Below are 15,138 nucleotides of genomic sequence, written 5' to 3' on the forward strand. Positions count from 1 at the left end.
AAAAACCAAGCATATATATTTTGTTAATACCATAGAAAAACCAATGGTTGATTACATCTAAAGATATTACACAAAATTATGGACTTGACTCGACTAGCAACATATAGCGTCTGAATATTGCAAGACAGGCCCAACATGATAAATAGAGCCCGTGAATTTATCAAGACGGGTCCAACATGATAAATAGAGCCCTTGAACTTATCAAGACGGGCCAAACATGATAAATAGAACGCCCGAACTTATCAAGACAGGCCCAACATGATAAATAGAGCCCGTGAATTTATCAAGACAGGCCCAACATGATAAATAGAACGCCCGAACTTATCAAGTCAATGCGAACTTGATAAATTCGGGCGTTATTCTCAATATAATATTAAGTTGTCATATAGTCGCCACCGTTAACGTGGATGACTTGTCCTGTAACATAAGTGGAATCTTGTGATGCTAAATAAACATATGCCGGGGCATTCTCACTTGGTTGTCCTCGTCTACCAAGTGGCGTATCAGAACCAGCGTTTTCTACTTTGTCTTTATCAAATGTTGCTGGTATTAAAGGTGTGTATATTGGTCCAGGTGCTACTGCATTAACGCGAATACCTTTCTCTGCTAATGATGAAGCAAGTGAACGTGTAAATGATACAATCGCGCCTTTAGTAGCAGAATAATCTATTAAATGTGCTGAACCGCGATACGCAGTAACACTTGTTGTATTAATAATCGTATCTCCTTTATTTAAATGAGGTAGTGCAGCTTGAGATAAATAGAACATTCCGAAAAAGTTCGTTTCAAACGTTTCTTGTAATTGATCTTTCGTAATATCTTCAAAATGATCTTGTGGATATTGAATACCACCATTATTAACTAATATATTCAGTTGACCGAAATCTTCAATAACTTGGTCAACAAGTTCATTGGCATGTTTGTCTTTTTTTAAATCGTGTTTATATGCTTTTGCTTTAACTCCGATTTCTTCAAGTCTTGCTAAAGCATATTTGGCATCTTTATCTTCGTCATAATAAGCAATTGCAACATTTGCACCTTCTTTAGCAAACAGAATTGCAGTTGCTTCACCAATTCCAGAATCTCCACCTGTAATAAGTGCGACTTTGCCTTTTAATTTACCAGCAGCCTTATAATCTTCATCTTCAATAATAGGCTTTGGCTCCATTTCATGTTCTATACCAGGCTGTATGTCTTGGGTATAACCTTGTATTTCTTCATGCTTTTTGTCGAATTTGTCCTTCATAAAAGTTACGCTCCTTCATTTGAAATCATATTAATAAATACCCAAATAAAGGAAAATGAAACAAATTACACTGCGTAAAAATTATTGAAATGTGCTTAAAATTGCATAAGTACTATCGATATGTGGCGTAGATAATTGATGCTTTTGACTAAGTTGATAAATATAACCTTGAATATATTGAGTCTCTAAAGGTCGGTTATTTATCATGTCATAATACATGCTTGTTCCCATGTCATCTGGATAACCATCATATATCTTCATAATGCTATTTTCTAAATCATCATTAAAATATACACCTTCAGCTTCAGCAACACGTTTGCCTTCTACTAACAAGTTGTAACACAGAGTTTTGACTTCAATAGCATTCAATACTTTTGCTGGTTGTCTCGTTAATGCCGTTACTGTATTAATACCTAAATTAACGATCAATTTGTACCAAACCTGTTCGGCATAGTCTTCAAGACACTCAATATTAAGTAAACTTTGTTGAGTAAATTGTTGTAAATCAAGCGTGTAATCATTAATAGGAAGTTTTAAAGTCCAATCTCTAAAATGTGTAACATGATGACCATCTTTTTGACCACTTATATAAACAACTGCTTGATATTTATTAGGATGATCAATTTTTTCTAGCTGTCCATAACCATTTTGAGTTAAAATAATAACGCTATTTGAATGTATGACATTGTTAAGGTAAGGGATGATTGAATCAAGTTGGGTCGTCTTGACAGCAATAAATAAGACATCTACTGTTTCATTTGCTTCTTGTAGCGAATGAACCGTTAGCTCATGTTGTTCATTTTGGTTATATTCTTGAAATTGGACGGTTGAATGAGACCTCCCAAACAGTGAAACTATATGACCAGATTGATTTAATGCGTATGCGATAGCAGTACCAACTGCACCAGGACCGATTATTCCAAACTTTTTCATTTATTATTTTCCTTTCAATGTTAATATATACATAATAACAAAAATGAGAAGGTGGTACGGGATGAAAACAATTAATCAATTGTTGGCCATGAAGGAACAAAAAGAAAAAATATCCATGATTACAGCGTATGATTATCCAAGTGCTAAACAGGCAGAACAAGCTGAAATAGACACAATACTTGTAGGCGACTCATTAGGAATGGTTGTTTTAGGATATGACAGTACAGTAGAAGTAACGATGGAAGATATGATTCATCATACTAAAGCAGTTAGAAGAGGCGCACCAGAAACTTATATCATTGTTGATGTGCCATTTGGTGCAGTAGGTATTGATCATTCAACTGATATGAAAAATGCCGTACGATTATATAAAGATACGAAAGCAAATGCAGTCAAAATTGAAGGACCACATGTGACATTAGTTGAAGGATGTACTCAAATCGGAGTACCAGTCGTTTCACACTTAGGATTAACACCTCAAAGTGTAGGTATTATGGGATATAAATTACAGGCTGGTTCAAGAGCAGAAGCAGAACAATTGATAGCAGATGCGAAAGCTGTAGAACAAGCTGGTGCGGTGATGCTCGTTTTAGAAGCTATTCCTAGCGATTTAGCAGAAGTCATTAGTGAACAATTAACAATTCCAGTAATTGGTATCGGTGCAGGTAAAGGAACAGACGGACAAGTATTGGTATATCATGATTTATTGAATTATGGCTCAGAACATATCGCGAAATTTGTTAAACAATATGGTGACTTTTCAAATGGTGTAGAAGCATTAAAATTATACAATCAAGAAGTGAAAAGTGGCGCATTCCCTTCAGAAGCGCACACATATAAGAAGAAAGTGATGGGAGAGACAGGTAAGTGACACAAGAAGTAACGTTTATTAAAGACATGGTAGGTATTACATCAAAATATATAACACAAGGTAAAACAATTGGATTAGTTCCAACAATGGGTGCGTTACATGATGGACATTTAAAAATGATGAAACAATCAATAGAAGAAAACGATGTAACAGTAGTAAGTATTTTTGTGAATCCATTACAATTTGGTCCTAACGAAGATTTTGATGACTATCCAAGACCATTTGAATCAGATTTAGAAAAGTTAAAACAAATCGGTGTAGACTATGTATTTCATCCTACAGTAGAACAAATGTATCCTGGTAAATTAAGTATGACGATAACAGTAGGTCACTTAGCACAAGTATTAGAAGGCAAAAAACGACCAGGACACTTCGATGGTGTTGTAACGGTCGTTAATAAACTTTTCAATATTATACAACCAACCAATGCATATTTTGGAAAAAAAGATGCACAACAACTAGCAATAATTGAGAAAATGGTAGAAGACTTTAATCATACAGTTAATATCGTGCCAATAGAAATCGTTAGAGAAGAAGACGGATTAGCCAAAAGCTCTAGAAATATTTATTTAACAGAAGTAGAAAGAAGAGAAGCGGTACACCTGTCTAAAAGCTTACAATTAGCAAAACAATTATATGACCAAGGTGAAAGAAAAAGTAATATCTTAATAGAAGAAATTACACAATACCTAGAGAAAAACGTAAGCGGTGAAATCGTAGAAGTAGCGATATATAGTTATCCAGAATTAGAAGAACAACACACAATAAAAGGACAAATATTTATATCACTAGCCGTTAAATTTAGCCAAGCAAGACTTATCGATAACATTATTATTTAAGTTGTAGAGAATAGCACTCCCCGAACGTCGGATATATATAATCCAACGTTCGGGGAGTTTTTATATGTAGGGTAGATTAAGAAATGAGATATATTCTGTTGAGGTTACCTCAATTTTTGAAAAAATGAGTTAAGTTGTAGATTAATTCGGTAGTTAATCGAAGAGATTGGGTAAGTTGTAGATTAATTCGGTAGTTAATCTAAGAGATTGGCTAAGTTGTAGATTAAGTCGGTAGTTAATCGAAGAAATCGACTAAGTTGTAGATTAATTCGGGAGTTAATCGAAGAGATTGACTAAGTTGTAGATTAATTCGGGAGTTAATCGAAGAGATTGACTAAGTTGTAGATTAATTCGGGAGTTAATCGAAGAGTTCCATCAAGACATAGATTAACTCCATCATTAATCTAAGACAACATCCAATTTTATATTCCCAAATTAAAATACCCTCTTAAAATGAATGTCACATTTTAAGAGGGCTCTTTATTTCAATTCTAATATACAATTTCTATCTCATTTTCGCTACAAAATTGTTGTATTTCTTGAGGAGGGTTTTTGTCTGTGATGATTTTGTCTATATCTACCAAGTTACTATATGTTAATAAAGTTGATTGGCCCATTTTACTATAATCTGCTAGTACATATGTTTCTCTAGCTTTTTTTGTAATATGTTGTTTGATTAGATTTTCTTCCATTTCAGAATTGGACAGTCCGTTCTGTATGTTGACGCCTGTAGCTGCCATAAAGCATTTTGTTATATTGAACTTTGTTAACAATAAATTAGAGTCAATTCCTATAAAAGATCTTGTACGTGGTTTGTACTTTTCTCCTATTATAAATAGAGTGACATTTTTAAATTGAGAGGCTTTATTCATAATGTCCAAGCTATTTGTAATAATTGTGAATGATAGATTTTTATCGACGTATTCTAATATATGGATTGTTGTCGTACCGGTATCTATATAGATGATATCGTTCGCTTCAATTTGTTGTGCGGCTATTTTTCCAATATATTTTTTAGCTTGATAATTTTCGACGTTTCTTTCTTGGTAGTCGACTGCTTTATATTGGTCTTCAATGACTTCAATGCCACCATAAACCTTTTTTACGATATTCATCTCTGCTAATAGATTTACATCTCGCCTTATTGTGTTTACAGACACATTGAAAATTTCCTTCAATTCATCTATTGAAGCTGTTTTGTTCTTTTTTATGAAAGATTCGATTTCATAAATGCGTTTAGATTTCATTAGTGATTCCCCCATTTCTTACAATATACCCAAAAATTATAGATTTAACAACTATAAAAATTATAAGTTACTCAAAAGTTGACATATTATTCAGTATATTATAATATTGTCTCAATAAGTAACCAATAGTTAATCAATATATGCTCAAATTTTTTAAATGTTGATGTAAGCGGTTACTTTAAAAATAATAACTGGAGGATTTTAAAATGGCAGAAATCTTAAAGAATTATATTAATGGTGAATGGAAAGCGTCAAAAAGTAAGGAAACAATAGATGTTATAAATCCAGCTACAAAAGAAATTATTGCTAAAGTTCCGGTTTCAACTAGAGAAGAATTAGATGAAGCAGCTCAACTTGCACAAGAAGCTTTTCAAGAATGGAAAGAAGTAGCTGTACCTAAACGTGCGAGATTATTATTTAAACTTCAACAATTATTATTAGACAATAAAGATGAATTAGCTGAAATTATTACGAAAGAAAATGGTAAGAATACGAATGAAGCGTTAGGCGAAGTACAAAGAGGAATTGAAAATGTTGAATTCGCTTCAGGTACGCCTTCGTTGATGATGGGTGATTCATTATCAAGTATTGCAACAAATATAGAAGGTACAAGTTATAAATATCCAGTAGGTGTTGTAGGTGGTATCACACCATTTAACTTCCCAATGATGGTGCCATGTTGGATGTTCCCAATGGCTATTTCAGTAGGTAATACTTTTATCATTAAACCATCTGAAAAGACACCATTATTAGTAAATAAACTTGCAGAGTTAGTTGAAGAAGCAGGTTTCCCTAAAGGTGTATTCAATGTTGTACACGGAGCACACGATGTAGTAAATGGAATTTGTGAAAATGAACATATTAAAGCTGTTTCATTTGTAGGTTCTAAACCAGTCGGCGAATATGTTTACAAAAAAGCTACTGAAAACTTAAAACGTGCACAATGTTTAACAGGTGCTAAAAACCATACGATCATTTTAAATGATGCAAACATTGATGGAGCTGTTAAAGATGTAATCGGTGCAGCATTTGGTTCTGCAGGTGAACGTTGTATGGCAGCAGCAGTCGTAGCTGTACAAGAAGGCGTTTATGATGAATTTAAAGAAAAGCTTGTACAAGCATCTAAAGATATCGTAATCGGTAACGGTTTAGAAGATAACGTATTTTTAGGGCCAGTTATTAGAGAAGAGAATGTAGAGCGTACATTAAATTATGTAGATCAAGGTGTAGCTGAAGGTGCAAAACTTGTACTAGATGGTAGAGAAGATAATAACAAAGAGGGTTACTTTGTTAAACCGACAATTTTTGAAGATGTTACAACTGATATGAAATTGTGGCAAGATGAAATATTTGCACCAGTTTTATCTATTGTAAAAGTTAAAGATTTAAAAGAAGGAATTAAATTAGCGAATCAATCAGAATTTGCAAATGGTGCGTGTTTATTTACAGATAGTGCATCATCAATTAGATACTTCAGAGAAAATATCGATGCAGGTATGTTAGGTATTAACTTAGGTGTACCAGCACCAATGGCGATTTTCCCATTCTCAGGTTGGAAATCTTCATTCTATGGTTCATTACACGCTAACGGTAAAGATAGCATTGAATTCTATACACACCGTAAAGTCGTAACTGCTCGTCATGGTAATCCACAATTTTAAGGAGTGAATATAGAGATGGCTCGATTATTAAATAAACCTGTACATCATCCATTAAGTGATGATGTACAAGTGATACATGATTTACAACCAAATGACATTCATTTAGATTATATAGGATTTAAAGTTCTAGACATTAAATCACAAGGACTTTATGAGGAATCTACAGGTGATTTTGAACTTTGTATTGTAGCTTTAACAGGAAATATTGATGTCTCAGATGGAGATGACACTTATTCAGATTTAGGAACAAGAGATTCTGTATTTGAAAAAATCCCGACTGATAGCATTTATATTTCTAAAAATCATAATGTAAAAATAAAGGCTAATAAAGATTCTAGAGTTGTATTTTGTTATTCACCAGCAGATGAAGAAAGAGCAACACAACTTGTTCCAGCATCAGAAAATTCAGTAGAAGATAGAGGTAAGTATTCAAACAAAAGACATGTACACAATATACTGCCTGATACACATACTGCTAGTGAAAAGTTGCTAGTCGTAGAAGTGTATACAGATCAAGGTAATTGGTCTAGTTATCCACCTCATAAACATGATGTAGACAATTTACCGAATGAATCTTTGCTTGAAGAGACTTACTATCATGAAATGAATCCTAATAAAGGATTTGTCTTTCAACGTGTATTCACAGATGATCTTTCATTAGATGAAACGATGACAGTAGAGCATGGAGATGTTGTAGTTGTACCTGAAGGCTATCATCCAGTAGCCGTTCCAGATGGTTATAATGGATATTATTTAAATGTTATGGCAGGGCCAAAGAAAGTTTGGAAATTCTATAATCAACCAGATCACGAATGGATTATTGATAGAGAATAAGGAGTGCACAAAAATGACAAAGAAAAAACAAATAATAGCAATTGGTCGTGCTGCTATCGATTTAAATGCTAATGAAATTAATAGACCTATGGAAGAGACATCTACTTTTACTAAATATGTAGGTGGTTCACCAGCAAATATAATGATTGGTACTGCTAAATTGGGATTGGACGTTGGCATGATTGCTAACGTTTCAGATGATCAACATGGCAGATTTATTACGAATTATTTTGAAAAAGTAGGCGTAGATACATCACAAATTCATGTAGATGAAAATGGTCATAAAATAGGTCTTACTTTTACAGAAATTAAAAGTCCTAAAGAATCAAGCATATTAATGTATAGAGAAGAAGTAGCAGATTTATATCTAGCGCCTGAACATGTAGATGAATCATATATCAAAAATTCAGAATATTTACTTATTTCGGGCACAGCGTTAGCTAAATCTCCTTCAAGAGAAGCGGTATTAAAAGCACTACAATTAGCAAAAAAGCATAATGTAAAAGTGATTTTTGAACTAGATTATCGACCATATAGTTGGGCTAGTGAAGAAGAAACTTCTATTTATAGTGAATTAGTAGCAAAACAAGCTGATGTAGTAATAGGTACGAGAGATGAGTTTGACATGGTAGAACGTTACAAACCGTTAACTGATAAAGAGATAAGCGAATTACTATTTGAAGCTACACCGAATTTAGTTGTCATTAAACATGGCGTGCAAGGTTCAAATGCCTTTGATAAAGATGGAAACACATATGAGGGTAAAGCATTTAAAGCAAATGTTGTGAAGACTTTTGGAGCAGGTGATTCGTACGCAGCTGCCTTTATTTATGCACTTGTACAAGGTAAATCGGTTGAAGAAGCATTGAAATATGGAGCGGCATCAGCTGCCATAGTTGTTAGTAGTCATAGTTCATCAGAAGCAATGCCTACTGTAGAAAAGATAGAAAACTTAATTAAAGAACAATCTTAAGGTGGTATTAAACATGGTCAATACAGTGAAATTAACAACTGGAGAAGCAATCGTTAAATTTTTAACTAAGCAATATATTTCCATTGATGGCGAAGAAACTAAGTTTGTTGAAGGTGTTATGAACATTTTCGGCCATGGAAACGTACTTGGTATTGGTGAAGGCTTATCAAATTATCAAGATGACTTGAAAATTATTCAAGGAAAAAATGAACAAGGTATGGCACACACTGCAATTGGTTTTAGTAAGCAAAGTTTAAGAAAGAAAATATTCGCAGTAACTACTTCAGTAGGACCCGGTTCAGCAAACTTAGTAACAGCTGCTGGAACTGCTGCTGCAAACCATATACCAGTATTATTTTTACCGGGTGATACATTTGCAACACGTCAACCGGACCCAGTATTACAACAAATCGAGAATCCACAAAGCATTGGCATCACGACTAATGATGCATTAAAACCAGTATCTAGATATTTTGATCGAATTACGAGACCTGAGCAAATAATGTCGGCGCTTATACGTGCATTTGAAGTGATGACAAATCCACAAACTGCTGGACCTGTAACGATAGCGTTAAGTCAAGATGTTCAAGGAGAAGCATTTGATTTTCCTGAATCGTTCTTTGAAAAGCGAGTACATTACGTTGATAGATTAGAGCCTTCAGAACGTGCAATTAAAGCTGCTATTGAAACATTGAAACAAGCTAAGCAACCTCTGTTAATTGTTGGAGGAGGCGCTAAATATTCTGAAGCTCAAGAAATCATTAAAAAGCTAATGGACGAAACAAATATCCCTATGGCGGAAACGCAAGCTGGTAAATCAACAATTGAAGCATCTCATCCATTAAATCTTGGCGGATTAGGCGTAACAGGAAATTTAGCAGCTAACGTTTATGCAAAAGATGCAGATGTGATCATAGGTATTGGTACAAGATACTCAGACTTTACAACGAGTTCTAAGACAGTCATCAATTTTGATAAAGCTAAAGTTATCAATATTAATGTTAACAGAGTAGATGCATATAAATTAGATGCTGTGCAAGTTGTCGGCGATGCTAAAGTATCCGTTAAACAAATAGCAGATAATCTAGAAGGTCATCAATTTAATACGCTTGAAGTTGTTAAACGTGTAAAACAGCAATGGGACGAAGAAAGAACAAGATTATCTCAAATTGATATTCATAAAGATAACTTTGAAGCAGAAATTGCAGGTCATTTTGATCCAAAAAAATTGAATCAGTATACAACTTCACTTAATACAAAATTACCTCAAACGAACGCTTTAATCAAAGTGAATGAAACAATAGATAAAGATGCAATAATTGTTGCAGCTGCTGGTTCATTGCCAGGAGATTTAGAACGATTATGGGATACGGATGTATTCAATACTTACAACATGGAATATGGTTATTCAACAATGGGATACGAAATCGGAGCAGCTGTTGGCGCTAAAATTGCCAATCCTGATCGAGAAGTCTATGCATTAGTTGGAGATGGTAGTTTCCTAATGTTACACACTGAATTAGTAACGGCATTGCAATATAACTACAAAATTAACATCGTTCTTTTTGATAATAGTGGTTTTGGTTGTATTAATAATTTACAGATGGGTAATGGAAGCGCTAGTTTCTGTACAGAGTTTAATGATTATAACGGTAATGTGATGAATATTGATTATAAGAAAATAGCTGAAGGTTATGGAGCTGTTTCATATAGTGTAAACAATCTTGAATCACTTGAAGCAGCGATTAGACAAGCTAAACAAGAAACTAAATCTACATTAATAGAAATTAAAACATTACCTAAAACAATGACAGATGGATACGAATCATTTTGGAATGTAGGCGTATCAGAACATAGTGATAAGCCATCTATTCAAGAAGCATTTAAAGAAAAGACATTATCAATGAAGACTGCAAAACATTACTAAATTGGAGGAAAGAACGATGACAAAAATAAAAATCGGTCAAGTTGGATTAGGAAGACTTGGTCAAGTGCATGCTGAGAATATTGTAAATCACGTTAAAGATGCAGAGTTATACGCTGTAGCAAGTGTTGTTGAACAAGAGTTAGCATATGCAAGAGATACATTAGGCGTAGAAAATTGTTACACATCTTATACAGAAATGATTGAAAATGACGCGTTGGATGCAGTTGTTATCGTTTCACCTAGTGGATTTCATGCTGTTCAAATCACACAAGCTTTAGATAAAGGTTTGCATGTGTTCTCTGAAAAACCAATTGGACTTGAACTAGAAAACATTAAACAAGTTGTTGGAAAAATAGATAACAATAAAGATAAAGTATTCCAATTAGGATTTATGCGTAGATTTGATGATTCATATCAATTTGCGAAAGATGCAGTCGATAATGGTGATTTAGGAAAAATTACAGCTATGCGTTGCTACGGAATTGACCCAAGTGCTGGGTTGGATAGTTTTATCCAATTCGCTAAGAACAGTGCAAGTGGCGGAATATTTTTAGATATGTCGATTCATGATATTGATCTCGTTCGCTGGTTTACAGGTTCAGAATTTAAGACGGTATATTCCCTAGGAAATAATATAGCAGCACCTGAACTTTCAGAATGTGAAGAACTTGAAACCGGTGCATGTTTAGCGGAGTTAGAAGACGGTACAATTGCTTATTTATTAGCAGGAAGAAACGCACAACATGGTTATCATGTTGAAACAGAAATCATTGGTACTGAAGGTATGATCAGAATTGGTAATGCACCAGAGAAGAACTTAGTCACTGTATATGACAAGAACGGTGTCGTAAGGCCAACTTCAGGTCATTTTCCAGAACGCTTTAAATTCGCATTTATTAACGAATTAAATGCTTTTGTAGAATCTATTAAAAAGAAAGAACCTTCTTCAATTACTGGAACAGATGGTTTGAAAAGTACTGAAGTAGCAATAGCAATGCAAGAATCTTTCGAAAAGAAGAATATCATTACTTTATGAGGTGAGTTAAATGACTAAAGATATACGTTTTGCATGTGCACCGATTGCATGGACAAATGATGACATGCCCGAATTAGGTTATGAGAATTCTTTTGAACAATGCATTAGTGAAATGGCACTTTCAGGATATGAAGGAACTGAAATTGGTAATAAATATCCGAAAGATCCAGAAGTATTAAAATCTTTTTTAGAACCTAGAGGATTATCAGTAGCAAGTGCTTGGCTCAGTTTATATTTAACGTCAGAGCCTTTTGAAGTAACTGAAGCTGCATTTATTAAACATAGAGATTTCTTGAGTGCTTTAGGTGCTAAAGTAATCGTTGTTTCTGAACAAGGTAACAGCATTCAAGGAGATTTAACGAAAGCACTATTTAAAGAAAAACCTGTATTCACTGAAAAAGAATGGCAATTATTAGTGGATGGATTAGAGAAATTAGGAAAGTTAGCTCACGAGAAAGATATGGAAATTGTATACCATCATCATATGGGTACAGGTGTACAAACAACTCATGAAATAGATGAATTAATGAAAAAAACAAGTAAAGATAACGTTTCTCTCTTATATGATACAGGACATCTTGTACTATCTGGAGAAGATCCAATAGATATATTCAATAGGCATAAAGATAGAATAAAGCATATACATTTTAAAGATGTTAGACAAAAGGTTAAAGAAGTTGTAGATAAAGACTGTAAATGCTTCTTAGATGGTGTGAAAGATGGCATGTTTACAGTGCCAGGTGATGGCGTAATAGACTTCAAACCGATATTAGATTTAATTTATCAATCAGATTATAAAGGATGGATTGTAGTAGAAGCTGAACAAGATCCAGCAGTTGCCAACCCGTTTATTTATGCTAAAAAAGCAAAAGAATATATTGAACAATATCAATAAAAATAATCATGAAATTGAGAGTGATTTAAACACCTAAGGGGAGAGGGTTATCATGAGTTTATTTGCAGCATTTTCATTTGTATTAGTCGTATTTGCAGTAGGGGTATATGCATTTTTAAGAAGTAGAAAAATAGACACTCAAAATTCTGAAGGTTATTTCATGGGTGGTAGAAGTTTAACTGGATTTACTATCGCTTCAACCATCATTATGACAAACCTTTCTACAGAACAAATAGTAGGTCAAAATGGTCAAAGTTTCATGGCTGGAATGGAAGTAATGGCGTGGGAAGTAACTGCTGCTATTGCAATTGTCATATTGGCACTCGTATTCTTGCCTAGATACTTTAGATATGGTGTAGATACGATATCTGATTTCATTGAAATGAGATTTGATACATTTACGAAACGACTCGTATCATTACTTTTCATATTTACATATGTTGTGTCTTTCTTGCCAGTTGTACTTTATTCAGGTGCACTCGTATTTAATAAAATTTTCAATATAAGTGATATGTTAGAAATTAGTGATATGACAGCTGTGATTCTTATATCAACAGTGATAGGTATAGTGGGTATTATTTACTTGTTTATTGGTGGATTATCATTAAGTGCACACAGTGATTCTATATATGGAATTGGTTTGATTATTGGAGGTCTTGCCATCCCAATTCTTGGTTTAATCATGTTTGGTGATGGAAGTTTCTTAAAAGGTTTCGACAAAGTTATACAGAATACACCAGAGAAATTAAACTCAATAGGTGCAATTGATTCTGATATCGTACCTTGGCCAACATTATTCTTCGGTATGTTCTTTAACAACTTATTCTTCTGGTGTACAAACCAGATGATTGTACAAAAAGCGCTAGCTGGTAAGAATTTAAAAGAAGCTCAAAAAGGTGCAATGTTTGTCGGTGTATTTAAAATATTTGGTGCATTATTCTTAGTGTTCCCAGGTGTTCTAGCATTTAATATGTTAGGTGACAAAGTTTCGAATCCTGATAATGCATATCCAATGTTAGTTAATGAAGTCTTACCTGGATGGGCTTATGGATTATTCGGTGCTGTTATATTTGGTGCCATACTAAGTTCATTTGTTGGATCGTTAAATAGTACAGCAACATTGTTCTCGTTAGACTTTTACAAATCAATTATGAACAAAGAAGCAAGCAACAAACAAGTTTCTAGAGTTGGGAGATTAGTAACAGTAGTTGTCGGTGTGATTGTAGTTATCATTGCACCAATGATTTCATTGTTCCCACAAGGTTTATACGCAGTGGTACAAGAGTTTAATGGTGTGTATAATATGCCACTTTTAGTACTCGTACTTGTTGGATTCTTTGTTAAACGTACATCACAACTTGGTGGTAAAGTGATGTTTATTTTACACATTGTATTGTATGCGCTTTCAAAAGTAGTGTTAACAGAAATTCATTATTTATATGTATTAAGTGTATTATTCTTCATCGATTTACTAGTAGTCATGTTATTCAATAAATGGAAACCATCTGATGAGTTTGATTTCAGTGTTAATTACGCAAAAGTAGATATAACGCCTTGGAAACATAGATATCTAGTAGGCGGTATTATCATATTTGTAGTGATAGGCACTTACATTTTATTCTCACCACTTGGATTAGCATAGGAGGAAAAGTTTATGACACTTACATTTGGCGTAATTGGTGCAGGACGTATTGGCCAATTACATATCAATTATTTAAGAACGCATAAAGACGTTAGAATTAAATGGATTTCAGATATATATTGCGACAAAATGGTGGATTGGATTAAAAAAGCAGGTATAGAAAATAAAACGAAAAACCATATGGATATTATTAATGATCCAGAAGTAGATGTTATTGTCATATGTTCTCCAACAGATACACATGTAGATATCATTAAAGCAGCATGTGCTAAAGGTAAACACATATTCTGTGAGAAACCAATTAGTTTATCTATAGATGAAGCTAAAGAAGCACTAGAAGCGGTTCAGCAATCTAATGTTAAATTACAAATGGGTTTCAATAGAAGATTTGATAAAAACTTCAAAGAACTTCAAACAATTTTAAATAAAGGTGAGCTTGGAAATATCCAAACGTTACGTATTACTTCGAGAGACCCTGAGCCACCACCGATAGAATATATTAAACGTTCTGGCGGATTATTTATGGATATGATGATTCATGACTTTGATATGGCGAGATATTTAATGCAGTCTGAAATAACTGAAGTTTATGCGACAGGTGGAGCACTCGTCAATCCGGAAATAGCTAAATATGACGATATCGATACAGCGCTCGTTACACTTAAATTTGAAAATGGTTCAATGGCTGTAATTGAAAACTGTAGAAGAAGTGTATATGGATACGATCAACGTGTAGAAGTATTAGGTGATAACGGTGCAATAGATATAGGTAATGAGCAAACTACAACTTTAAATTATCACCGTGCAGATGGTATATCTAAAAATAATCCACCGTACTTCTTCTTAGAAAGATATAGTGAAGCTTACAAAATAGAAATCGATGGATTTATAGAAGCTATCTTAAATGATACAGATGTATTATGTTCAATAGAAGATGGTTATAAAGCACAAGAAATCGCAATGAAATGTAAAGAATCATTATTAGCAAATGCACCTCAATCATTATTAACCGGTCAATCAAAAACATTATAACC

General features: G+C 33.7%; 13 protein-coding genes. 10 read left to right on the forward strand and 3 right to left on the reverse strand.

Features of this window, described 5'->3' with window-relative positions:
• Positions 1-373: 373 nt before the first annotated feature.
• Positions 374-1,246, reverse strand: a complete 873-nt coding sequence (locus LQ668_RS08380; protein WP_078357940.1) for an SDR family oxidoreductase — start codon at positions 1,244-1,246, stop codon at positions 374-376.
• 81 nt (positions 1,247-1,327) lie between these two features.
• Positions 1,328-2,179 carry an oxidoreductase gene (locus tag LQ668_RS08385; RefSeq protein ID WP_078357941.1) on the reverse strand — a complete coding sequence of 284 codons (852 nt, stop codon included), beginning with the start codon at positions 2,177-2,179 and terminating at the stop codon, positions 1,328-1,330.
• 61 nt (positions 2,180-2,240) lie between these two features.
• Between LQ668_RS08385 and panB the strand changes: the two genes are divergently transcribed.
• Positions 2,241-3,050 carry a 3-methyl-2-oxobutanoate hydroxymethyltransferase gene (gene panB, locus LQ668_RS08390; protein WP_239775975.1) on the forward strand — a complete coding sequence of 270 codons (810 nt, stop codon included), beginning with the start codon at positions 2,241-2,243 and terminating at the stop codon, positions 3,048-3,050.
• The gene (gene panC, locus LQ668_RS08395) at positions 3,047-3,889 is read left to right on the forward strand and encodes a pantoate--beta-alanine ligase (RefSeq protein WP_481817219.1); all 843 of its coding nucleotides are present in this window, start codon (positions 3,047-3,049) and stop codon (positions 3,887-3,889) included. Before panB ends, panC begins: the two co-directional genes overlap by 4 nt.
• A gap of 491 nt (positions 3,890-4,380) precedes the next feature.
• Here panC and LQ668_RS08400 read toward each other — a convergent pair whose 3' ends face one another.
• The gene (locus tag LQ668_RS08400) at positions 4,381-5,136 is read right to left on the reverse strand and encodes a DeoR/GlpR family DNA-binding transcription regulator (RefSeq protein ID WP_158079036.1); all 756 of its coding nucleotides are present in this window, start codon (positions 5,134-5,136) and stop codon (positions 4,381-4,383) included.
• Between the two features lie 206 nt (positions 5,137-5,342).
• Between LQ668_RS08400 and LQ668_RS08405 the strand changes: the two genes are divergently transcribed.
• The 8 genes from LQ668_RS08405 to iolG are packed head-to-tail and all read left to right on the forward strand — an operon-like array spanning position 5,343 to position 15,136.
• Positions 5,343-6,797, forward strand: a complete 1,455-nt coding sequence (locus tag LQ668_RS08405; RefSeq protein ID WP_078357945.1) for a CoA-acylating methylmalonate-semialdehyde dehydrogenase — start codon at positions 5,343-5,345, stop codon at positions 6,795-6,797.
• A gap of 15 nt (positions 6,798-6,812) precedes the next feature.
• Entirely contained in the window at positions 6,813-7,631 is an 819-nt protein-coding gene (gene iolB / locus LQ668_RS08410; protein WP_239701178.1) for a 5-deoxy-glucuronate isomerase, read from the forward strand.
• 13 nt (positions 7,632-7,644) lie between these two features.
• Positions 7,645-8,604: a 5-dehydro-2-deoxygluconokinase gene (gene iolC / locus LQ668_RS08415; protein WP_078357947.1), complete on the forward strand. Its 960-nt coding sequence runs from the start codon at positions 7,645-7,647 to the stop codon at positions 8,602-8,604.
• A 13-nt stretch (positions 8,605-8,617) separates the two neighbouring features.
• A complete protein-coding gene (gene iolD, locus LQ668_RS08420) occupies positions 8,618-10,531 on the forward strand; it encodes a 3D-(3,5/4)-trihydroxycyclohexane-1,2-dione acylhydrolase (decyclizing) (RefSeq protein WP_239775976.1) in 1,914 nt (637 codons plus the stop codon).
• Positions 10,532-10,547: 16 nt separating this feature from the next.
• On the forward strand, positions 10,548-11,567 hold the full coding sequence (locus LQ668_RS08425; protein ID WP_239775977.1) for a Gfo/Idh/MocA family protein: 1,020 nt from the start codon (positions 10,548-10,550) through the stop codon (positions 11,565-11,567).
• A 10-nt stretch (positions 11,568-11,577) separates the two neighbouring features.
• Positions 11,578-12,462 (forward strand): myo-inosose-2 dehydratase, encoded by an 885-nt coding sequence (gene iolE, locus LQ668_RS08430; RefSeq protein WP_078357950.1) that lies wholly within the window; start codon positions 11,578-11,580, stop codon positions 12,460-12,462.
• A gap of 52 nt (positions 12,463-12,514) precedes the next feature.
• A complete protein-coding gene (locus LQ668_RS08435) occupies positions 12,515-14,104 on the forward strand; it encodes a solute:sodium symporter family transporter (protein ID WP_078357951.1) in 1,590 nt (529 codons plus the stop codon).
• Between the two features lie 12 nt (positions 14,105-14,116).
• Positions 14,117-15,136: an inositol 2-dehydrogenase gene (iolG, locus tag LQ668_RS08440; RefSeq protein WP_218702743.1), complete on the forward strand. Its 1,020-nt coding sequence runs from the start codon at positions 14,117-14,119 to the stop codon at positions 15,134-15,136.
• Positions 15,137-15,138: the final 2 nt, after the last annotated feature.

It is taken from the genome of Mammaliicoccus sp. K-M42 (assembly GCF_022386375.1).
GTDB classification, from domain to species: Bacteria; Bacillota; Bacilli; order Staphylococcales; family Staphylococcaceae; genus Mammaliicoccus; species Mammaliicoccus fleurettii.